The 20444-nt window shown below is 50.2% G+C and carries 22 protein-coding genes and 1 other annotated feature; of the genes, 6 read left to right on the top strand and 16 right to left on the bottom strand.

What is annotated here, in order from left to right; translation table 11 throughout:
* Positions 1 to 69: 69 nt before the first annotated feature.
* Positions 70 to 195, bottom strand: a sequence feature (Phe leader region).
* The 6 genes from pheM to JK216_RS17135 all read right to left on the bottom strand — a co-directional run bounded on the left by pheM (position 145) and on the right by JK216_RS17135 (position 3787).
* On the bottom strand, positions 145 to 189 hold the full coding sequence (gene pheM, locus JK216_RS07100) for a pheST operon leader peptide PheM (protein ID WP_152537847.1): 45 nt from the start codon (positions 187 to 189) through the stop codon (positions 145 to 147). (Overlaps the previous feature by 45 nt.)
* Before the next feature lie 118 nt (positions 196 to 313).
* Complete coding sequence (gene rplT / locus JK216_RS07095) at positions 314 to 670, bottom strand: 50S ribosomal protein L20 (protein WP_038020526.1); 357 nt, start codon at positions 668 to 670, stop codon at positions 314 to 316.
* Positions 671 to 712: 42 nt separating this feature from the next.
* Complete coding sequence (rpmI, locus tag JK216_RS07090; protein ID WP_212706831.1) at positions 713 to 910, bottom strand: 50S ribosomal protein L35; 198 nt, start codon at positions 908 to 910, stop codon at positions 713 to 715.
* A gap of 98 nt (positions 911 to 1008) precedes the next feature.
* Complete coding sequence (gene infC, locus JK216_RS07085) at positions 1009 to 1551, bottom strand: translation initiation factor IF-3 (RefSeq protein ID WP_212706970.1); 543 nt, start codon at positions 1549 to 1551, stop codon at positions 1009 to 1011.
* Between the two features lie 3 nt (positions 1552 to 1554).
* Positions 1555 to 3483 (bottom strand): threonine--tRNA ligase, encoded by a 1929-nt coding sequence (gene thrS, locus JK216_RS07080; RefSeq protein ID WP_212706830.1) that lies wholly within the window; start codon positions 3481 to 3483, stop codon positions 1555 to 1557.
* 169 nt (positions 3484 to 3652) lie between these two features.
* Positions 3653 to 3787, bottom strand: coding sequence for a hypothetical protein (locus tag JK216_RS17135; protein ID WP_256441120.1), 135 nt, complete (start codon positions 3785 to 3787; stop codon positions 3653 to 3655).
* Between the two features lie 155 nt (positions 3788 to 3942).
* Here JK216_RS17135 and JK216_RS07075 point away from each other — a divergent pair, with 155 nt between their 5' ends.
* Positions 3943 to 4167 (top strand): hypothetical protein, encoded by a 225-nt coding sequence (locus JK216_RS07075; protein ID WP_212706829.1) that lies wholly within the window; start codon positions 3943 to 3945, stop codon positions 4165 to 4167.
* Between the two features lie 255 nt (positions 4168 to 4422).
* On the opposite strand, the gene JK216_RS07070 is transcribed toward JK216_RS07075, so the two are convergent.
* Complete coding sequence (locus JK216_RS07070; protein ID WP_212711303.1) at positions 4423 to 5184, bottom strand: DUF481 domain-containing protein; 762 nt, start codon at positions 5182 to 5184, stop codon at positions 4423 to 4425.
* A 446-nt stretch (positions 5185 to 5630) separates the two neighbouring features.
* Here JK216_RS07070 and JK216_RS07065 point away from each other — a divergent pair, with 446 nt between their 5' ends.
* On the top strand, positions 5631 to 6500 hold the full coding sequence (locus tag JK216_RS07065; RefSeq protein ID WP_212710062.1) for a fructosamine kinase family protein: 870 nt from the start codon (positions 5631 to 5633) through the stop codon (positions 6498 to 6500).
* A gap of 3 nt (positions 6501 to 6503) precedes the next feature.
* On the opposite strand, the gene JK216_RS07060 is transcribed toward JK216_RS07065, so the two are convergent.
* Complete coding sequence (locus JK216_RS07060; protein WP_212706826.1) at positions 6504 to 7046, bottom strand: YniB family protein; 543 nt, start codon at positions 7044 to 7046, stop codon at positions 6504 to 6506.
* A 168-nt stretch (positions 7047 to 7214) separates the two neighbouring features.
* Between JK216_RS07060 and hxpB the strand changes: the two genes are divergently transcribed.
* Complete coding sequence (hxpB, locus tag JK216_RS07055) at positions 7215 to 7889, top strand: hexitol phosphatase HxpB (protein ID WP_212706825.1); 675 nt, start codon at positions 7215 to 7217, stop codon at positions 7887 to 7889.
* 157 nt (positions 7890 to 8046) lie between these two features.
* Positions 8047 to 8631 (top strand): metal-dependent hydrolase, encoded by a 585-nt coding sequence (locus tag JK216_RS07050; protein WP_212706824.1) that lies wholly within the window; start codon positions 8047 to 8049, stop codon positions 8629 to 8631.
* A gap of 255 nt (positions 8632 to 8886) precedes the next feature.
* Here JK216_RS07050 and osmE read toward each other — a convergent pair whose 3' ends face one another.
* Positions 8887 to 9225 (bottom strand): osmotically-inducible lipoprotein OsmE, encoded by a 339-nt coding sequence (gene osmE / locus JK216_RS07045; RefSeq protein WP_212706823.1) that lies wholly within the window; start codon positions 9223 to 9225, stop codon positions 8887 to 8889.
* A 251-nt stretch (positions 9226 to 9476) separates the two neighbouring features.
* Between osmE and JK216_RS07040 the strand changes: the two genes are divergently transcribed.
* Complete coding sequence (locus JK216_RS07040) at positions 9477 to 10676, top strand: multidrug effflux MFS transporter (RefSeq protein WP_212710057.1); 1200 nt, start codon at positions 9477 to 9479, stop codon at positions 10674 to 10676.
* 102 nt (positions 10677 to 10778) lie between these two features.
* Positions 10779 to 11606, top strand: a complete 828-nt coding sequence (gene nadE / locus JK216_RS07035) for an ammonia-dependent NAD(+) synthetase (protein WP_212706821.1) — start codon at positions 10779 to 10781, stop codon at positions 11604 to 11606.
* A 125-nt stretch (positions 11607 to 11731) separates the two neighbouring features.
* Here nadE and spy read toward each other — a convergent pair whose 3' ends face one another.
* From spy to JK216_RS07000, 7 genes are all read right to left on the bottom strand, one after another.
* Positions 11732 to 12214, bottom strand: a complete 483-nt coding sequence (gene spy, locus JK216_RS07030) for an ATP-independent periplasmic protein-refolding chaperone Spy (protein ID WP_212706820.1) — start codon at positions 12212 to 12214, stop codon at positions 11732 to 11734.
* 230 nt (positions 12215 to 12444) lie between these two features.
* Complete coding sequence (gene astE, locus JK216_RS07025; RefSeq protein ID WP_212711353.1) at positions 12445 to 13428, bottom strand: succinylglutamate desuccinylase; 984 nt, start codon at positions 13426 to 13428, stop codon at positions 12445 to 12447.
* Positions 13429 to 13455: 27 nt separating this feature from the next.
* Complete coding sequence (gene astB / locus JK216_RS07020; RefSeq protein WP_212710158.1) at positions 13456 to 14784, bottom strand: N-succinylarginine dihydrolase; 1329 nt, start codon at positions 14782 to 14784, stop codon at positions 13456 to 13458.
* A 21-nt stretch (positions 14785 to 14805) separates the two neighbouring features.
* Positions 14806 to 16260, bottom strand: a complete 1455-nt coding sequence (gene astD, locus JK216_RS07015) for a succinylglutamate-semialdehyde dehydrogenase (protein WP_212711302.1) — start codon at positions 16258 to 16260, stop codon at positions 14806 to 14808.
* On the bottom strand, positions 16244 to 17287 hold the full coding sequence (gene astA / locus JK216_RS07010) for an arginine N-succinyltransferase (protein WP_212710051.1): 1044 nt from the start codon (positions 17285 to 17287) through the stop codon (positions 16244 to 16246). The genes astD and astA overlap by 17 nt, the downstream gene beginning before the upstream one ends.
* Positions 17287 to 18504, bottom strand: coding sequence for a bifunctional succinylornithine transaminase/acetylornithine transaminase (locus JK216_RS07005; RefSeq protein WP_212706817.1), 1218 nt, complete (start codon positions 18502 to 18504; stop codon positions 17287 to 17289). Before JK216_RS07005 ends, astA begins: the two co-directional genes overlap by 1 nt.
* A gap of 416 nt (positions 18505 to 18920) precedes the next feature.
* A complete protein-coding gene (locus tag JK216_RS07000) occupies positions 18921 to 20351 on the bottom strand; it encodes a YchO/YchP family invasin (protein ID WP_212706816.1) in 1431 nt (476 codons plus the stop codon).
* Between the last annotated feature and the right edge of the window lie 93 nt (positions 20352 to 20444).

Below are 20444 nucleotides of genomic sequence, written 5' to 3'. Positions count from 1 at the left end.
TTCCTCTTCTTCCAGTTAGTCTGGTGTTCTGTTCTTGTTTGGACCGTAGCCCTGGTATAGGTCGCCAGAAATAACAAAGCCTCCACCAGGGAGGCTTTTAGCGCGATTTTTCGTTTCTTTTCTGCTGCGCACAAGCCCCCGGGTTCAGGTGCTAAAGTAAAAAAAGAAGCGAAAAATAGCGGAATTCATATTCAGGTTACCTGTTTAGCCGTCAGGCTGGTAGTCAGAAACGTTATAATAACAGATAAAAGTCAAACAGTTAGCATTTACATATCATAATAAAAAAGGGAGCAAGCTCCCTTTTTTATCTGACTTATGCCAGAACTGATTTCGCTTTTTCAACTAAAGCAGCGAAAGCTACTTTGTCGAATACTGCGATGTCAGCCAGGATCTTACGGTCGATTTCAATTGAGGCTTTTTTCAGGCCATTGATGAAACGGCTGTAAGACAGACCATTCTGACGGGCTGCAGCGTTAATACGTGCAATCCACAGCTGACGGAACTGACGCTTACGTTGACGACGGTCGCGGTATGCGTACTGACCAGCTTTGATAACAGCCTGGAAGGCAACACGATAAACACGTGAACGTGCACCGTAGTAACCTTTAGCTTGTTTTAAGATTTTTTTGTGACGTGCGCGGGCAATTACACCACGTTTTACACGAGCCATAATAGCTCTCCTGTTTTATATTCTGTGAGAAAAAAAGTTAACTTATGCGTACGGCAGGCAGGCAATAACCAGACCCAGATCGCCTTTAGATACCAGGCCTTTAGGGCGCAGGTGACGTTTACGCTTAGTAGACTTTTTGGTCAGAATATGACGCAGGTTAGCGCGTTTACGCTTGAAGCCGCCAGAAGCGGTCTTCTTGAAGCGTTTAGCCGCTCCACGTACAGTTTTAATCTTTGGCATTTTTTAAAATATCCACTTCGCATTGTTAATAAAATGAACCAGCAGGCGAATATTCCCGTTCTGCCGTTACCTGCAGAACGGGAATATTACTTGAAAGCCTACTGCTTCTTCTTAGGTGCGAGCACCATGATCATCTGACGGCCTTCAATCCTTGTAGGAAAGGATTCAACAACCGCCAGTTCAGACAGATCTTCTTTCACGCGGTTAAGCACTTCCATACCAATCTGCTGGTGCGCCATTTCACGACCACGAAAACGCAGTGTGATTTTGGCTTTATCGCCCTCTTCAAGAAAACGAATCAGGTTGCGTAGTTTGACCTGATAGTCGCCTTCATCTGTACCAGGACGGAATTTAATTTCCTTAACCTGGACAATTTTTTGCTTTTTCTTCTGTTCCTTAGAAGATTTGCTCTTTTCATAGAGGAATTTGCCGTAATCCATAATGCGGCAAACCGGCGGCTCGGCGTTAGGGCTGATTTCAACTAAATCCACGCCTGCTTCTTCAGATTTTTCTAAAGCTTCGCGCAGGCTGACAATGCCTAGCTGCTCACCGTCAACACCCGTCAGACGTACCTCTGTGGCACGGATTTCGCCGTTGATACGGTTCGGACGTGTTGGTTGTACTCTTTTTCCGCCTTTAATACCTTACTCCTCCAATTGATGAAGATGTCTGCTGCGAATTTCTTGCTGCAGCTTATCTATAAATACATCGACGTCCATAGAACCTAAGTCTACACCACGGCGGGTACGCACGGCTACTTTACCGGCTTCCACTTCTTTTTCACCGCAGACTAACATATAGGGGACACGACGTAATGTGTGTTCACGAATTTTAAAGCCTATCTTCTCGTTTCTCAAGTCCGCTTTTACCCGAATACCCGCTTTTTGTAATTTTTGGGTTAATTCGTTGACATAATCTGCCTGGCTGTCGGTAATATTCATCAACACAACCTGTAATGGTGCCAGCCAGGTCGGGAAGAAACCGGCATATTCTTCAGTCAGAATACCGATAAAGCGTTCCATTGAGCCCAGAATCGCACGGTGAATCATTACCGGCGTCTGACGTTCATTGTTCTCACCCACATAAGTCGCATCCAGACGACCTGGCAGAGAGAAGTCGAGCTGTACTGTACCACACTGCCACGCACGATCCAGACAATCATATAAGGTAAATTCAATTTTAGGGCCATAAAATGCCCCTTCACCTGGCTGATATTCGAATTCGATATTATTTGCGGTCAGTGCTTCGGCCAGATTCTGTTCGGCGCGATCCCATAAATCCTCGCTGCCGATACGTTTTTCCGGACGGGTTGACAGTTTAACAACAATCTTCGCAAAACCAAAAGTGCCGTACATATCATAAATCATCCGGATACAGCTGTTCACTTCATCCAGAATCTGATCTTCGGTACAGAAAATGTGCGCATCATCCTGGGTGAAGCCACGGACACGCATCAGACCATGTAATGCCCCTGACGGTTCATTACGGTGGCAACTGCCAAATTCTGCCATGCGCAGAGGCAAATCACGGTAAGACTTCAGACCCTGGTTAAAGATTTGCACGTGGCCCGGGCAGTTCATTGGTTTAATGCAGTATTCACGATTCTCAGAAGAAGTCGTGAACATAGCTTCTTTATAGTTATCCCAGTGACCGGTTTTTTCCCACAGCACACGGTCCATCATAAAAGGACCCTTCACTTCCTGGTACTGGTATTCTTTCAGCTTGGTACGGACAAACACTTCCAGTTCACGGAACACTGTCCAGCCATCATTATGCCAGAACACCATACCCGGTGCTTCTTCCTGCATATGATACAAATCCAGCTGTTTACCGATTTTACGGTGATCGCGTTTTGCCGCTTCTTCCAGACGTTTCAGATAAGCCGCCAGCTGCTTTTTATCTGCCCAGGCCGTTCCGTAAATACGCTGCAACATTTTGTTGTTGCTGTCGCCTCGCCAGTATGCACCGGCCGTTTTTTGCAACCGGAAATGATGGCAGAAACGCATGTTCGGGACATGCGGACCACGACACATATCTACGTATTCTTCATGATGGTATAAGCCGGGACGATCGTCATGGCTGATGTTTTCATCAAGAATAGCAATTTTATAAGCTTCTCCGCGTGCTTCAAAAGTATCACGTGCTTCCTGCCAGCTGACCTTATTTTTTATAACATTGTAGTTGGTTTCAGCCAGCTGATGCATCCGCTTTTCGAGCAACTCAAGGTCTTCCCGGGTCAGGGTATGATCCATGTCTACATCGTAGTAGAAACCGTGGTCAATCACCGGACCGATCGCCATTTTGGTATCAGGCCACAGTTGTTTAATGGCATGCCCTAACAGGTGAGCACAGGAGTGACGAATGATCTCGATTCCGGCATCCTCTTTAGCCGTAATGATCGCCACTGCGGCGTCGTCGGTGATAGGGTCGACAGCATCGACTAATTCACCGTTGACCCGGCCGGCAATACAGGCTTTCGCCAGGCCCGGACCGATATCCTGAGCAATATCCATAACACTGACCGCATGGTCATAAGAACGCTGACTTCCGTCAGGAAGAGTAATAACTGGCATTTCATATCCTTAATTGCAGTGGTAACCCACACCAAAGGCTACATGCAAATATTGATTTGTATTTGAATTCAGTGAGTTGTGCAATATCAAACTGATATCTTCCCCAGTCTGGTATATAAACAGGTACAGAGCGTAAAAACACTGTCTGTTTTGTAAAGGCGCAACATTGTTAATGGTACATGTTAATAACAGCCACGGAAAGACGCGGAACCCATGGCCGGGCGATTTTCCGGCCAAACGGACAAATAATCTTCACCCCGACAGCGCTGCTCACTTTTTCTACTGCCTGTCGCACCCTGCTCATCCGGACAGATTCTGATTACAGTTATGCAACAGACATATCCGGCCGTTACAAACTTACCGTTCTGAAACAATTACTCTATGAAATTAATAAATAACCGATTGAGGTAAAATAGCCTGATGATAGTCTGCGCTGAGTTATTGCAGGAGAGTCATTAAATGAAAAGATATATTGTCACACTGGCACTGGCCAGTACATTAGTTGTATCCCAGGCCGCAATGGCTGCCGGTTGCATTAAAGGCGCTGTGATCGGTGGCGTTGCCGGACACGCCGCACATCACCATGCATTTGCCGGTGCCGTTGCCGGTTGTTTTATCGGCCACCATATGGCGAAAAAAGCAGCAGCGGAAAAAGCCGCCGGGCAGAAACAACAAAACGGTTAATGACCTGCCCCCCGCAACCACACCATATTCAGTGCTTTCCGCGCTGAAACAACAGGGCCGGGACTTTCCCGGACCTGTCATTATTCGGCTTAGTGCGCTTGCCGTCGGTAACAATATTCCCGTTAGCCATAGCTATCGCTTGTCAGTCCCACACAGAGAACAGGCAGAGAAACAAACCGTGACTTATACCGGCGCTGCCAGTCATTCAGGTAACCTGAATCATCCGCTAGCACTGAGCGAGCTCAGGCTGCGGTATTACATGTTATAAGTCAGCATGATACTGGTTTTAGTATCCGTGTGATCCGGGGCTGATGCTGGCGGAGAATTATTCCAGGTAACGTTATAAGCCAGTTTCAGGGCAAAGTTCTCGTTGATAGCAACCTGCAGGCCTGTTTCTGAGTTCACGGTAGTATCATCGCCCAGCGTACTTAATGCAGAGACACCCTGAATAAACTTCGTTGTATCTGTCAGCTGCCACTGGTAACTCAGAGCCCCATAAGCCAGGGCTTTGGTGGTATGCCCACCAGCTTCATATTCATCGTAACGTACGCCCGGACCGAATTCAGCACGCAGAGAGTGCACCGGACCATTCAGGATCTGCCGTCCGTAACCGGTCGCCAGCGTATCGCGGCTGCGGTAACCATTAAACCGGTCACTGAGCCAGCTTGCCTGACCAAACAGATAGTTGTTGCTATCCAGGTTGTAACGGCTGCGTCCGCCAATAGTATAAGTCTCTGAAGAGCGCTGGTCATTTGAGGAAGTATTCGATGCATTTCCCCATAAACTGTATGCCATCGCTGACTGGTACCATGTCATATTCGTCTGTGCAGTCAGTGATGAGCTGGAGCTGTTTCCTGACTGGGCCAGATACCCTGCCGAAGCGGTACCGACAAAAGGTGATTTAGCGGTAGATGGATCATCCATGGAGGTAAATACTGAGTTATCCGCATAAGCCTGCTGAGCAATGGCTCCGGCAGTAAGCAGTAACGCTGCTGCAATTTTATTAAACGCTTTCATTAAATAAGACCTGTACCGACGACGTTGTTAAATACTAAGAATGTGTACTTTAAACAGCAGTTAATGCCATTTACCCTCAGTTTGTAAAAAAACATTAGTTGACATTGAATGTCAAAAAAAAGCACCAGACCGCAGCGTTATTCAGATCAATCTGAATAGCGCTGCGTATCATATGCCCGAAAAAAAAAATAGAAAGAGAAATTACATAAAATAGCGGCCAGAATGTTTCAAAATATTTCACGGGTAAATACTGCGTTAATTTTGTGTCTTCCGGAGAATTAGCGCTCCCGTAATAAGCACTTCTTTTTCATTGCGCCGTAACAGCAATCAGCCGAAAAAAGTGATTATTTGGTTGTTTTTTTTAGCACAGGCGCTTTTTGCGGCTGGTATTCCACCGGAAGTACAGGTTACAATTTAACCATGCAGCGGCAAATGAGGACAACACCATGTGGTCAGCAATTACCCGGCTATTAGAAGAGCAGCAGCCTGATTTAGAAGGAATTTCTTATTATCACCAATGCCATGGTGGCGAAGTAAACCAGTCATGGCAACTGATTTGCGGTGATAAACATTTTTTTATTAAGTCTAACCACCGTGCAATGTTACCGAGGTTTATCGAAGAGGCCGACCAGCTGGCACTTCTGGCCAGAACAGGTTGTGTTAAGGTTCCGCGGGTTTACGGTACCGGCACTTCCCGCCATCACAGTTTCCTTATTCTTGAATACCTTCCTCCGGCCCCCTTGTCCGCAGACACAGCATCTGTGCTTGGCCGGCAGCTTGCACAGCTACATCAGTGGAATGAGCAACCAAAATTTGGTCTCGATTTCGATAACTCTGTGACACTGTCACCTCAGCCTAATAACTGGCAACATCGCTGGTCACTGTTTTTCTCTGAGCAGCGAATTGGCTGGCAGTTGCAGATAGCAGCCGAGAAACAGCTGTCTTTCGGCAACACAGAGCAAATAATTCAGTGTATAAACCGCTGCCTTGAACACCACCATCCGTCACCTTCACTGTTGCATGGCGATCTCTGGCCAGGCCATTGTGCCGAAAGCCATGACAGCCCCTGGCTGTTTAATCCTGCTTGTTACTGGGGAGACAGGGAGTGCGACCTGGCCTTGTGGCAGCCAGATAATCTCCTGAGCAGCGCCCTGCTCGACAGCTATCAGGCCGTCAGCCCGCTACCCGCCGGTTACCGCGAACGGCAACCGGCATACAGGCTCTACTATCTGTTAAACAGAGCCTGTGCGTTTGGCGGACACTGGCAGGCAGAGGCGCAGCAGACAATTAATCAACTGGTGCGCAAATACGGATAATACTCAGACGTATAGCAAGCCGGTTAATCTCAGCAAGACGTAACCAATCACAATGATGATCACCGGCAAAATATACAGCGAGAAATACTGCCGGAAAACCGTATGATTACCGGCCTGAAGTCTGTCAGTCAGTTGCTGACGAGTCAGCCCGCCATCTCCTTTGGCTTGTTCAATAATTAGCTGATCTTCAATATTTTCTTTGAGGAACCGCGACTGACGCCACATCCTGGCGCCTGAATCCTGTAAAGCCAGCCCGATAAAAATCACCCCGTAGATAATCCAGAATAAAACATTATTCTGAGTGCGGAACTCAGGTACCGGTGAGTTATTCCAGAACAGATCCAGAAAATGGGTATTAAACTTCGTCATGTCAATCATCACATGCAGAAAGTCAGATAATACAGAATCAATCCCGGGCTGTTTGTCACTATGAATAAACAGAAAATTAAGGAACGATATGACTGTCGATAGGGTAGCCGGAATAAACAGTACCCAGCCGGCAATTTTTTTGGCTATCGCAATCCGGCCAATCTGTTGGTAATTCATGCTCTCTCCTGAAGCGGGTTTCGTGTTACAAGTCTACCTGCGACCTGACTATTTTTCCTGTTTTATGCTGTTACAATAGCTGTCGCGGAATGTTTTTTCTCAGACCGTACAACTTTCATTTATGTTGTGTGGGCTCTGAGCCCTGATGTAACCATTAATGGAGGGTTTATGGCTTATCATCGCCCAGTGAAAGCAGCAATTTTTGATATGGACGGACTGCTGATAAATTCTGAGCCGTTCTGGCATCAGGCTGAACTGGAGGTATTTTCTGCCGCCGGACTGGATATCAGTCTGCGGAATAGTTTTCCGGAAACCACTGGCCTGCGTATTGATCAGGTCGTCGCCATGTGGTTTGAGGCCTGCCATGTCCGGCACCTTTCTGCCGGACAAATCACCGCACAAATCTTCGCCCGGGTGGTTCAGCTGATACAGGAACAACAACCTCTGATGCCGGGGGTTCGCGAAGCATTAACGCTGTGCCGTGATAATCGGCTGAAAATTGGCCTGGCGTCCGCATCTCCCCTTAACCTGATAGAAATGGTGCTGGAACTGTTCTCACTGCGTGATTTTTTTCAGGTGGTCGTTTCAGCAGAAAAATTACCCTACAGTAAACCTCACCCTCAGGTTTACCTGAATGCGGCCAGTGAACTCAATGTGGATCCCCTGCACTGTGTTGCTCTCGAAGATTCACTTAACGGAATGGTAGCCGCCAAAGCTGCCAGAATGCGGGTTCTGGTAGTGCCTGCTGCCAACGAGGCCGCACAGCCGGTCTGGAGTCTGGCTAACGCCCGCCTGAACTCTCTGCGGGAACTCAACCCGGCGTTACTGGGTATCAGCGACTAAAAAATACTCTGCCGGGAGAGGTACTCTCCCGACAGGCTCTGTCTGATGTTGTTTTTTCAGTATATAGTTATTAATTGTTACACCGTCACATATACATTAACTGTATAAATACCTATACTGTATGCATTGACAGTTTAAGGTAGTTGCAGGGTATCTCATGACGGCCGAAGGCCACATTCTTTTTGCATTAGCCAGTGCCATCATTGCCAAGCGCAGTGAACTGACGCCGGTGATAGCAAATGCCGACTGGTGGCATTTAATTTCGGCGACCATACTCACATGTCTGTTGCCCGACATTGACCATCCGAGCTCAGTACTCGGACAACGGTTCCGCTGGATATCAAAGCCTATTGCCCGAATGTTCGGCCATCGTGGTTTTACTCACAGTTTAATCGCTATCGGGGCCGGCCTATGGTTATTGTGGGTCAAACTCCCGGCGGCGATGTGGCTGCCCGCAGATGTGATGCAAGGTATGGTTCTGGGCTACCTGAGCCATATTGTTGCAGATATGCTGACGCCTGCCGGAGTACCGTTGTTGTGGCCCTGCCGCTGGCGATTCCGTTTTCCTATTTTACAGCCACAAAAAAGTAACCAGCTGGAACGATTATTTTGTGTCACGCTGGTGATGTGTGCCGTTTGTTTGCCGGGGCAACTGACTAAGCAGTTTTTTACTGCCACCGGACGCCAGCTATATTCCACCGCCGTTAGCTGGCAAAAACAGCTGATCAGCCCTCGTCAGTAATGTTCTTCCGGTCATTATACTGGCGGGTCTCCGGCAGACTGCAGTTATCATGACCCGGCTATCAGCAGACGGTTCAGAACAGACTAAATCGTGCAATCGGAGTAAAAACGGCGGCAGAGATCTGAGTTTTTATCCGACAGTGCGCTGGCTTCTGCCGGGCGGCCTGTATACCCACGCTCTCCGTCCTGCCGGGCCGACGTCTGAAAGGCCAGCAAGGCTGGCCTGAAGATAGTCGCTATACACAGACTCCTCTATCTAGCGCTGCGGGGCCTGCGGATCAGTATCATACTCTGCACAACTCTGGAAACCATAGTTCATCACATGCCCGGTATCATTGAAACTGACGAAATAGGTAAGTGGTTTTCCATTGTCTTCGCCAATGATGTAGGTTTCGCAGGTACCTCGTGCATGGATCATGGTAATTTCCGAAACCGGACGACCGCCAATCTGACGAACCTGCTCGCGGGTCATCCCTTTTTTCACATCTTTAACCACAGGTTTGGTGACATAGCTTTCAGCCTGATGATAGCTACTGCAACCAGAAAGTACCGCCAGCGCCAGTCCGGCAGCCATAAACCCGGTGATTTTACGCATTATTTACCTCACTGTAATGGTTATGCACAACAACATATATCAGAGGCTTTCACCGGCAGACAGCTGCGGAGCGTCATCTCTGATAGTGATAAAACAAATGGTCAGCATGGACGGATGATTTATAAACCGATATTCTCACCCTGTATCCTGCCAGGGCATTTTGCATCTGATGCCCCGGTTATATAAACATATTATATTTCATACTTATAACTCACGTAATTATCGCTGGTTATTTTATACTCAGAGGAAAAATGTCCAAAGCTCCCCCCCATCGCATTGCTTTCGCCATAACACTCGGCCTGATGGCCGGTCTTGGCCCTTTATGTATCGACCTCTATCTTCCGGCACTCCCGCAATTGTCCGGTTCCCTGAATGTGACGACAGCAGTCGCACAGCTCAGTCTGACCGCAGGTTTACTGGGACTGGGTATCGGCCAGTTACTGTTCGGTCCGATGAGCGACAAATACGGACGTAAAGGCCCGCTGGCCTTATCATTACTGGTATTGTTTATTGCCTCTGTTGTCTGTTCACTGGCACAGAACATCGACCAGTTACTGGTTGCCAGATTCTTCCAGGGGCTTGGCGGAGCCGGAGGCGCCGTGTTGTCACGGGCAATAGCCCGTGATATGTACAGTGGTCACGAACTGACACGCTTCTTTGCCTTACTGATGCTGGTCAATGGCGTAGCCCCGATTGCAGCGCCGGTTATCGGAGGCGCGCTGATGGGGATCATGAACTGGCGTGGGATATTCCTGGTGCTGGCAGGAATATCCATACTGTTATTTATTCTCTCGCGGCTGGGTATTAATGAATCCCTGGCCCATGAACACCGCAGCAAAGGGTCAATACTCTCTGCCTGGGCTGCACTGGGAAAAGTGGTGACCCATCGCCCGTTTATGGGATTCTGTCTGACACAGGGCTTTATGATGGCCGGTATGTTTGCCTATATCGGCGCTTCGCCGTTTGTGCTTCAGCAAATTTACGGTATGTCGCCCCAGACTTTCAGCCTGTGCTTTGCCCTGAATGGTCTGGGGCTGATTATTGCTTCTCAGACCAGTGCACGGCTGAGTCCTTATTTCGGCGAATATAATGTCCTTAAAGGCGGACTCATACTGGCATTTGTCGCTTCTTCCGGCCTGTTAATTGCCGGAATCAGTCATGCACCATTAGCCGTCGTGCTGACTGCCCTGTTCTTCAGTATTTCCAGCAATGCGGTTATCTCCACCACCGCGTCTTCACTGGCAATGCAGAGTCAGGGAAAACGTGCCGGCAGCGCCTCGGCAGTCATTGGCGTCACAATGTTTACCCTGGGTTCACTGAGCGTGCCGGTCACCGGCCTCGGCGGAACATCTGTGTTTAGTATGACCGCAACCATCTTCGGTTGTTTTATGCTGGCAATTCTGATGTTTACTTTTGTCGCAAAAAAACCGCTGACCCTGCAGAGAAAATAATGGGCCCGCCGCTGCCAGGAGTTATCGTGCAGCGCCGGATTATCTGATAATACGTATGACACTGCGGCCTGACAGGCCGCCATAGAGCTGAGGAAAACTTGTATGGCATTACAACAGGAAATTATCCGCGCACTGGGTGTCAGGCCGGTGATTGATGTGCAGCAGGAAATCCGTACCAGCACAGAGTTTCTGAAATCCTACCTGAAAACTTATCCGCAGCTGAAAAGCCTGGTGCTGGGGATCAGTGGCGGGCAAGACTCTACACTGACCGGAAAACTTTGCCAGACCGCAATTGCAGAACTGCGTGAAGAAAGCGGTAATAACGATTACACCTTTATCGCAGTACGCCTGCCCTACGGCAACCAGGCCGATGAACAGGATTGTCAGGATGCCCTGGCATTTATCCAGCCCGACCGGACCCTGACCGTTAATATAAAACCAGCCGTCCTCGCCAGTGAAAATGCCTTAAAAGACGCAGGGATCACCCTGTCAGACTTTGTCCGGGGGAATGAAAAAGCCCGCGAGCGCATGAAAGCACAGTACAGTATCGCCGGTATGACTGCCGGGGTGGTGGTCGGCACAGACCATGCCGCAGAGGCCGTCACCGGTTTCTTTACCAAATATGGCGATGGTGGCACCGATCTTAATCCACTGTTTCGCCTGAATAAACGCCAGGGTAAGCAGCTGCTGAAACAGCTGGGTTGTCCGGAACATTTATACCTGAAACACCCCACGGCTGACCTTGAAGACGGTCGTCCCGGGTTACAGGATGAAGTGGCTCTGGGTGTCACTTATCAGCAGATTGACGATTATCTGGAAGGTCAGAGTATCGATCCGAATGCAGCAAAAATTATCGAAGGCTGGTATCTGAAAACTGAACATAAACGTCAGCCACCGATTACGGTCTTTGATGATTTCTGGAAAAAATAGTTATTCCCTGTAATATGCCCTAGCCTCCGGCTGTGGCATAGCACGAAAAACCGCCGTTGTGGCTGACGATAATACCTGTCATCAGTCACAACGGCGGTCTCACAAAATACATTCAGGTCAGCATATTAGCCCGGGTTGCGAGGCTGATGACGCCCGCCCATTTCCGGCTTTTCCGTCAGGCGCTTTTCAACATTCGCATTGTATTGTTTTTTCTGATCAGCCGTCAGGACATTATACAGCTTATTGTCAGTTTCCAGGCGCTGCAATGCGTTGTCTTTCGCACTTGCCGTCATCTGAGCTGCCTCAGCTTCCGCTTTACTGCGGTCGAAACTGTCAGAAGCAATAATTGAATGAACCGCCCGGCGTTGTTCAACCGATGGACGTTTCATCTGCTGATGACCGGCTTTCATAATATCGCGTATCTGTTGCTTCTGCGCATCTGTCAGGTTCAGGCCTTTAAACATCATTGGTCCTTCACCTTCCCCGCGACACGGGCATTTATGCTGTGCTGACGGTGGTGGTGTCAGGTTCTCAGCTTCCGCATGAACAACAGAGGCTGCTCCTAAAGCCAGAGATGAAGCCAGAATCAGTGAAGTGAGTTTACGCATAGTTTTATCCTTAACAGTTTTTATATATCTGACCAACAGGTCGCCGCTGAGATAAAGTCTAGCGCTAACAACGTCAATTATTCAGTAACTGGGTAAATCACTGAAAACAAAAAAGCTAAAAAGACAACGATCATGGAGAAAAAATGGATGAAGTCATCAGGGATTGCTAAGAAACCGCTGATCGGACGGCAACAGGCCGGAGAATATACCGGCCTGCAGTCAGAGGCAGGTTAGTTCTCTTCCACCAGCATCAGACCTGCCCGCAGTCCGGCAGCCACCCGTGGGTTCGGAAACAGCACCCTTTCGCCGCCGGCATTGCCGACCAGATATTGCTGTTCACCATCTTCGGCCAGTAAGGTTCCGGCAGGAAATTGCGTGAAATTAAGTGTCGAATCAGACATATGCAAGCAAAACTCATCACTTAACCGGGTTATCTGCTGTGCCACACGGAAGCGAACGGCCGGTTTTACCGGCCGGGCAGGCAGCAGACAGTCCCCGCAAATTAACGCCATCAGGGCGTCACGGGTTTGTTCAAAATCTGATAACTGATTTTTACCGAAGGGTAAAGCTTTACCGAGCTCCAGGGTACAACTCTGAGCCGACAGTGAATTGCAGCTGAAATGGCTAAAGGTTCCGCCCGGCGAGCGATGAAACACCAGTGCTTCAGCCCCGGCACAGTTCAGCCAGTCAATAAAATTCTCCTGCCAGGGCTCAGAATTAACCGGTAACACCCCGAATTTCTGGTAAAGCGAACCGCGGATCGCCGTATGTAAATCCAGATGCCAGCAGCGTGCCCCTGCCGTGCCGCTGGCAAAAAACTGCTGTAATACCAGCTCTAACTGGCTGGCACGCCGTGACTCATAGCAGGGAGCAATGGTCTTCCAGCCGCTGGAGAACAACCGGTTCAGGTCATAGGCGGTAAAACGTGTCCCCGCCCTCAGGGCAGCAGGGTTACCAAAAATAACCAGTAACCGGCTGGCAAGTGGCCGTTCCCCTGCCAGTAATCCACCAAGGATCTGGTTAAGGATCTCTGCGGGGGCCGTTTCATTACCGTGAATCCCCGCTGAAACCACCAGCATATCGTCCGCAGCATCACCCGCCGGCGTCAGTTCAATAATTCCCTCGCCCCTTTCCCGCCAGCGCAGAAATGCATTTTCTCCTTCAGCCTCTCCGCCCGATTGCCCGGAGAGCAGGTGCTGCAGATAATCAGTTATCATTCGGCTCTTTCCATTCAGATCAACTTAACACTGGAATTCATAGACACTGCCAAGCTTTAACAGTTTCGTTAAATCATCCAGTGCCTGATTATTTTCGGTCAGTAATTGCGGGTCAGCAAGGTCATCGATCGTCAGTCTGTCACGGTAATACTTCTCTGCCCAGCCATTAAGTTGCGCAAACAGCTGATCGTTCATCAGTACCGCCGGGTTAACCGCCTGACGTTGCCGGGCCGTTAATGCCACACGTAATCGTAAACAGGCAGGCCCGCCACCGTTGCGCATACTTTCACGTAAATCGAAAATCTGCAAATCCGTTATCGGGTTATCTTCTGCCACAACCTGCTGAAGATATTGCCACACGCCGGGATGAGCTTCCGCTTCCGCAGGTAACACCAGCGACATGCTGCCATCGTTAAAGCTAAGCAACTGGCTGTTAAACAAGTAGGTATTGACTGCATCTCTGACCGAAACCCGCTGTTCCGGCACAATTATCGGAGTAAAGTCCGCCAGCCGCTCACGAATTTTTGCCAGTAAACCGGCCTGTCCGACAAATGCCTGTTCATGACAGAACAGAACTTCACGATGGCTTACCGCAATCACATCGTTATGGAAAACCCCCTGGTCGATCACCGCAGGATTTTGTTGCGCATACAATGTGTGACGCGGATCAAGCTGATGCAGTCGGGCAACGGCTTCACTGGCCTGCAGGGTCTGGCGCGCCGGGTAACGAACCGGTCCCCTGTCCGGATGTTTTTCATCACGGCCATAAACAAATAACTCCAGCGGTGAGGAACCATCTTTATTACATAGCCGGTTATGATTGGCTGCACCCTCATCCCCGAAACAGGCGGTCTGGGGTAAAGCGTGATGTACTTTGAAATATGTATCGTCAGGGAAGATTGCCCGTAACAGGCGGGTGGTGGCCGGCGCTTCTGTCATGCGGTGCAGTTTATTATTGAGGTTGGCAACCGTAAAGTGTACCCGTTGATCTGCGGTATCCGCCGAGGGGGAAACGGTGGCTGCATTGGCCACCCACATCGACGACGCCGAACAGGCGGCCGATAATAGCTCAGGAGCCTGTTGCAGGGCTTTCTGTAATACCTGCGGATCATTGCCCGTAAACCCCAGCTGACGCAACAGTGCAAGATTAGGCCGCGATAAGGGCGGGATCACTCCCTGAATAAAGCCCTGATCGGCCAGTGCTTTCATTTTCGCCAGTCCCTGTTTTACCGCGTTTAACGGATTTGATGGCTGAAACCGGTTACGCGCCGAGGCTTCGTTACCAAAAGAGAGCCCGGCATAGTGGTGAGTCAGGCCTGTCAGACCGTCAAAATTGGCTTCTGCCTTCTGAATTTCCATAGGAGCACCTGCTTATTAATGTGAAAAATCGAGGCCGGGCGATAATTGCTCCGGCAGACGGAGTTGCGCACTCTCCATTGAGGCCATCGGCCAGGCACAATAGTCCGCCGCATACCAGGCCCCGGGCCGGTGGTTACCGGAAGCACCTATGCCGCCAAACGGTGCGTTGCTGGCGGCTCCGGTCAGGGGTTTATTCCAGTTAACAATCCCGGCGCGGGCATCGGTCAGCAGTTGTTCAAATTTCTCGCGTTGTTCAGAAATCAGTCCACAGGAAAGGCCATAGCGGGTACGGTTAGCGATAGCTATTGCCTGGTCAAAGTCATCATAACGAATCACATTCAGTAACGGCCCGAAGACTTCCTCATCCGGTTGCTCCGGCAAAGCGGTGATATCAATAATCCCCGGGCTGATCAATCCTGAGGCCCGGTCCGGCCAGCGCATTTCCAGCAATACATCGGCTCCTGCGGCGGTAAGCTGCTGCCAGTGCTGCCAGATATGCCCTGCAGCCTGTGGCGAAATTACGCTGCCCATAAAGGGAGCCGGGGTGCTATCCCATGGCGCGGGTTCAATCCTGGCCGCCACTTCGGCCAGGCGAGTCAGGAAACGATCACCGGCGTCACCGCGTTTCACCAGCAAACGCCGCGCACAAGTACAACGCTGGCCGGCGCTGATAAAAGCCGACTGGAGAGTGAGGTTGACGGCTGCATCAATTTCCTGTGGTTCATCGACAATCAGTGCATTATTTCCGCCCATTTCCAGGGCCAGCATAATCTCCGGCCGGCCGGCAAACTGACGATGGATATGGTAGCCGGTCGCAGCACTGCCGGTGAACAGTACACCATTGACAGCAGGATCTGTCAGTAAGGCCTGTCCCGTTTCCCGCCCGCCCTGCACCAGATTAATCACCCCCGCCGGTAAACCTGCTTTATGCCAGAGTTCCGTGGTCAGTTGCGCGGTTGCCGGCGTCAGTTCACTGGGTTTAAACACCACGCAATTCCCCGCCAGCAACGCCGGAACTATATGTCCGTTAGGCAGATGCCCGGGGAAATTATAGGGACCGAATACCGCCATCACCCCATGGGGACGGTGGCGAAGGCTGCTGTCTGCCTGCTGTGACTCACCGGTGCGCTGATGCCAGGACTGTTCAGATATGGCAATTTTATTAATCATTGATCTGACTTCGGTCAGCGCTTCCCAGCGTGGCTTGCCTGTTTCACGGCTAATCAGCTCCGTCAGTTGCGGTTTGTTTTCGGCTAACAGTTGGCCAAATGCGGTGACCAGTGCCAGCCGGTCAGTAAAACTGCGCCGTGACCAGGCCGGGAATGCAGATGCGGCTGCCTGACAGGCGGCTGCAACATCGTCCTGTTGCGCCGTATTATTCTGCCAAATCCGCTGACCGCTCACCGGATCATTTTTGATCAGCTCAGGTCCTTTGCCCTGCAGCCACTGGCCATTAATTAATAACGTCATCTGAACTGTCCTTTGGGCTGAGTGTAACAATACGTAACATATCACCGGCATCTGCCTGCAGGTGTGCGGCACGGTCGGCGGTTAAATACACATGACCGGTGCGCGGATCGGCAGGTGTCAGCAGGGTTCTGAAATCATGATAATTCTGACTGGCCACCAGGCATAACGGAGCATTCTCCGGCGGCGACCCGATTTCAGCACTGACCAGACGGCTGTGACGGACAGCGCGGATCTGCGCCAGTTCACACTCCAGAGTCGGCCCGCCATCGAAAATATCGATATAATTTCGGTAACGGAAGCCCTCAGACTCAAGTAAAGCTCTGGCCGGCGCCGTATCAGGGTGTACCTGGCCGATAACGTCCTGAGCCTCCCCGGTCAGATAATGGACATACAAAGGATGCTTAGGCATCAGTTCAGCGATAAACGCCTTATGTCCGGTACCGCTGAGAAAATCAGCTCTGCCAAAGTCCATCGAAAAAAAGTGTTTTCCGACACTGTTCCAGAACGGTGACTCCTGTTGCCGGTCGCTGACACCACGCATTTCTGCAACCACATGGCTCGAAAAATGCTGGCGAAAACTGGCCAGAAACAGCAGCCGTGATTTAGACAATAGCTGACCATTTTTATTACCGCGACAGTCAGGATCAAGGAACAGAGTACAAAGCTCACTGACACCCGTATGGTCATTGCTTAGTGATAATGTCGCCAGATGGTTATAGACATCCAGTTGCCGTGAAGCATGTACCTGAGAACCCACGCGAAAGTTATACCAGGGCTCTTCCAGCCCGACCGCGACTTCAATGGCACAGATTCCGGCAATCTGCCCGCTGTCGGGTAATTCAAGCACAAACACATAACCCTGCTGTGATTTCGGACATTCTCCGCGCCAGGTTTTTATCGAACGATCAATACGTTCGGAAAGGGTCTGTTCATCTTCAGGAAGGGAAGTTAACCCCCCGCCAGTTTTAGCCGCCAGGGCCATCAGTCCGGCTAAATCGTTATGGCATACAGGACGGATTACCGACATTATCCGGCCTCCTGTACAACGGCGTGCAGCGCCTGTGCCAGACGGTTCAGCCCTTCATCAATATCAGCAAACGGAATATTTAATGCCGGTGCAAAACGTATAACACTGGCCCCGGCAATTAATACCATCACTCCCTGCCGTGCCGCTGCCAGGCTTATCGCCTTCGCTTTTCCCTGTAAACGTTCAGTTAACTGACAACCAATCAACAGTCCTTCACCACGGACTTCGCTGAAGACCGGTAACCGCTGCATAATATCGGCCAGTCCGCGACGGAAGTATTGTTCACGCTCGCTCACTCCTGCCAGGGTTTCGGGAGTATTAATCAGTGACAATACTTTCCCGGCAATCGCCCCGGCCAGAGGGTTCCCCCCGTAAGTTGTGCCGTGGGTGCCGACAGTCATCACTCTGGCACAATGCTCTTTTGCCAGCATCGCACCTATCGGAAAACCACCGCCCAGCGCTTTAGCGGTAGTCATTACATCCGGTTCCACCCCGTACTTCATGTAAGCGTATAATGCGCCGGTCCGGCCAACACCGGTTTGTACTTCATCGAAAATCAGCAAAGCTCCATGCTGATCGCATAATTCACGCAGTGCCTGCAAAAAACCGGCACTGGCAGGAATAACTCCGCCTTCTCCCTGTACAGGTTCTACTATCACTGCACAGGTATGGGAGTTAATGGCAGCACGGGCAGATTCAATATCGTTGAACCGGGCATGACTGATATCAGGCGGTAAGGGGGCAAAATCTGCCGAATAGGCCGGCTGTCCCCCTGCAGTTACCGTAAATAATGTTCTGCCATGAAATGCATTTTTAAAGGCAACAATACCGCGTTTTTGCGGGTTACCCTGATCATGCGCATATTTACGGGCCAGTTTCAGTGCAGCTTCATTGGCTTCAGCACCGGAATTACAGAAAAAAACCCGGTCTGCAAAGGTTGCTTCTGTCAGTTGTTTCGCCACACCGAGGATCGGTTCATTGGTATACCCATTTCCTGTGTGCCAGAGTCTGGCAGACTGTTCGATCAATACCTGTTGCAATTGCGGATGACAATGGCCGAGGGCATTGACCGCAATTCCTCCGGCAAAATCGATATATTCTTTATCCTGCTGGTCCCATAAACGCGAACCTTTAGCCCTGACCGGAATAAAGTCTGCCGGCGCATAAACCGGAAGCATCCATTGGTCAAAATTCTGACGGGTGATGGCCTGTGGCATAACAACCTCTGATCTATTTTGTTGTGTTGTGATGTGAATATTATTTTTTAAACTATCGATGCACAGCCTGACTGGCAGAGACTGTAAATTGCAGTTAACGTGCCAGTAAAAAAGAAAAAGTGCATAAAATTACACATGACAAAATAAATCAACGACTTATGAGCGATCTGTATTCACAATAAATGAATAAATAGTGAATAACCACCAGACGGTTCAGTATCTCTCTGAACTAAAACAGAAGATTTATGCAAAACTAAAGAAAAGTTTCAGTTTTGTGATCATGAACAGGCAGCCGCCTTTATCCGTTATAAAAACGCCCCATACAGGTGCAATTATCCGCCCTTATGATCACAGAACGCCCCTTTATGGGGCGTAAAAGAAAATCCGGCAACAGGGTGCACCGTGGCGGGGAAAACTCAGGGGGCCATCAGATCATATTGTGGCTGGACGGGAGCCTCTGGCAGAGAAAGTGGCTGGTCCACTTTCAGGGTGATCCAGTTTGACGTGGTCTGATGGCGGGCATTTTCAATAGTTACCGCCAGATGATATTCGTTGGTTGCCTGCGGATCATTATCCCAGCGCGGAATAATCACACTCCATCCCTGCAAGTCGGTATTACTGGCCGGCGAAGTCAGACTAAGTGCACGGGTATCGCCCTGCCAGTGAATACTGCGGATATTACCCGCCGGGCTGACCTGTAATTTCAGCATCAGGGTTTCTCCGCCGGTCAGCTGCCACGGCGGCGTGGCAAGAAATACACTCAGTGCCGGGATGTCGCGGTAGGATAATACCGGACTGTTATTGCGGGTAACGGCATCATAGCGGCTGCCCCGCAGAGAGTGCACCGCCGCGACTTCATCGGGAGACAGCTGTTTTGCCAGTGACTCACCGAAACGGTAATTAAATTTTAACCCGAATAAATCCTGACTTTCGCCTCCGGTTCCGGTCTTATGACTGGCAGAGAAAGTGACCAGCGGGACCGGCGTATAAGTGAATCCCAGAGACAGTGCTGCCGGATTATGGTAATAATTCCCGCTGTTAAAAGCATCAATATTATCCCCGAGATATTGCTGCCAGCTGACGGAGACACCAAGCTGGCGGTAAAACGGCAGATAGCCCTGGCTGGTAATATCATAGCCGTGGGCCATACGGGCCATACGTGTACTGTCAGTCTCACGCCAGCCGGAAACCGGCAGATAATAATTGGCCGAGAAACTCAGAAAATCGCCGCGGGCCTCGGTACCAAACGATGCTCTGTCAAGACGCTGATTGAACAGATGATCAAGAAAAGAGTTATAGCCAAATAGCCAGTGTCCGGCCCCCCAGCGCTGCCCCACTCCGACACTGCCGGTAGTCCCGGGCGAACTCTGACTTATCCCCAGCTGGCTGTATACCAGATAACGATCATTATCCTCCAGCGGACTCAGCAGCCTGGCAGAAGTACCATCAAAGTTACCGTTCAGGTCCACATCCAGATTAATATTGGTTCGCCCGTAAGGCGACAGCAAACTCTGCCCCGCCTGATTGAGTTTTTCCGATAACTGGTCACGCAAGTGGTCAAAAGCCCACAGACCTGCACTGTGTCCGAGGCTGGTATCCGTATTGCTGGAATTTTCCTGTGCGATTGATTGGGCAATTTCCGCCAGTTGCTTCGAGAAATCACTCTGGCTGGCGCTACTACCGAGGTCCGGTAACGAACGGTTCTCTTCTCCTTCAGGCTCCCTGCTGCCAGCCGTAGTTGGTGAACCGGTAAGGTTACTGTCTGCCCCGGCCTGAGGTATCCCCGCGGCGGCAGAACATAACAGTAAAAATGAATAGCAAAACCGGCATGATCTGTTTAAAGGCATAATAAATTCAACAGCGTCAAAGAGAACAGAGAAACGGTGGCTGACCTGATGTCAGAAAAGCAGATGCCCCAGTATACCATAGCCGGCACTGAA

The organism is Tatumella sp. JGM94 (assembly GCF_018257595.1).
In the GTDB taxonomy this organism is placed as follows: domain Bacteria; phylum Pseudomonadota; class Gammaproteobacteria; order Enterobacterales; family Enterobacteriaceae; genus Tatumella; species Tatumella punctata.
This window is presented reverse-complemented; position numbering and strand designations above follow the sequence as displayed.

Bases quoted from the DNA above. Each gene is read 5' to 3' on its own strand.
- rplT (WP_038020526.1), bottom strand. From the start codon at position 670: ATGGCTCGTGTAAAACGTGGTGTAATTGCCCGCGCACGTCACAAAAAA.
- rpmI (WP_212706831.1), bottom strand. From the start codon at position 910: ATGCCAAAGATTAAAACTGTACGTGGAGCGGCTAAACGCTTCAAGAAG.
- thrS (WP_212706830.1), bottom strand. From the start codon at position 3,483: ATGCCAGTTATTACTCTTCCTGACGGAAGTCAGCGTTCTTATGACCAT.
- JK216_RS17135 (WP_256441120.1), bottom strand. From the start codon at position 3,787: ATGAGCAGGGTGCGACAGGCAGTAGAAAAAGTGAGCAGCGCTGTCGGG.
- JK216_RS07075 (WP_212706829.1), top strand. From the start codon at position 3,943: ATGAAAAGATATATTGTCACACTGGCACTGGCCAGTACATTAGTTGTA.
- JK216_RS07070 (WP_212711303.1), bottom strand. From the start codon at position 5,184: ATGAAAGCGTTTAATAAAATTGCAGCAGCGTTACTGCTTACTGCCGGA.
- JK216_RS07065 (WP_212710062.1), top strand. From the start codon at position 5,631: ATGTGGTCAGCAATTACCCGGCTATTAGAAGAGCAGCAGCCTGATTTA.
- JK216_RS07060 (WP_212706826.1), bottom strand. From the start codon at position 7,046: ATGAATTACCAACAGATTGGCCGGATTGCGATAGCCAAAAAAATTGCC.
- hxpB (WP_212706825.1), top strand. From the start codon at position 7,215: ATGGCTTATCATCGCCCAGTGAAAGCAGCAATTTTTGATATGGACGGA.
- JK216_RS07050 (WP_212706824.1), top strand. From the start codon at position 8,047: ATGACGGCCGAAGGCCACATTCTTTTTGCATTAGCCAGTGCCATCATT.
- osmE (WP_212706823.1), bottom strand. From the start codon at position 9,225: ATGCGTAAAATCACCGGGTTTATGGCTGCCGGACTGGCGCTGGCGGTA.
- JK216_RS07040 (WP_212710057.1), top strand. From the start codon at position 9,477: ATGTCCAAAGCTCCCCCCCATCGCATTGCTTTCGCCATAACACTCGGC.
- nadE (WP_212706821.1), top strand. From the start codon at position 10,779: ATGGCATTACAACAGGAAATTATCCGCGCACTGGGTGTCAGGCCGGTG.
- spy (WP_212706820.1), bottom strand. From the start codon at position 12,214: ATGCGTAAACTCACTTCACTGATTCTGGCTTCATCTCTGGCTTTAGGA.
- astD (WP_212711302.1), bottom strand. From the start codon at position 16,260: ATGACGTTATTAATTAATGGCCAGTGGCTGCAGGGCAAAGGACCTGAG.
- astA (WP_212710051.1), bottom strand. From the start codon at position 17,287: ATGTCGGTAATCCGTCCTGTATGCCATAACGATTTAGCCGGACTGATG.
- JK216_RS07005 (WP_212706817.1), bottom strand. From the start codon at position 18,504: ATGCCACAGGCCATCACCCGTCAGAATTTTGACCAATGGATGCTTCCG.
- JK216_RS07000 (WP_212706816.1), bottom strand. From the start codon at position 20,351: ATGCCTTTAAACAGATCATGCCGGTTTTGCTATTCATTTTTACTGTTA.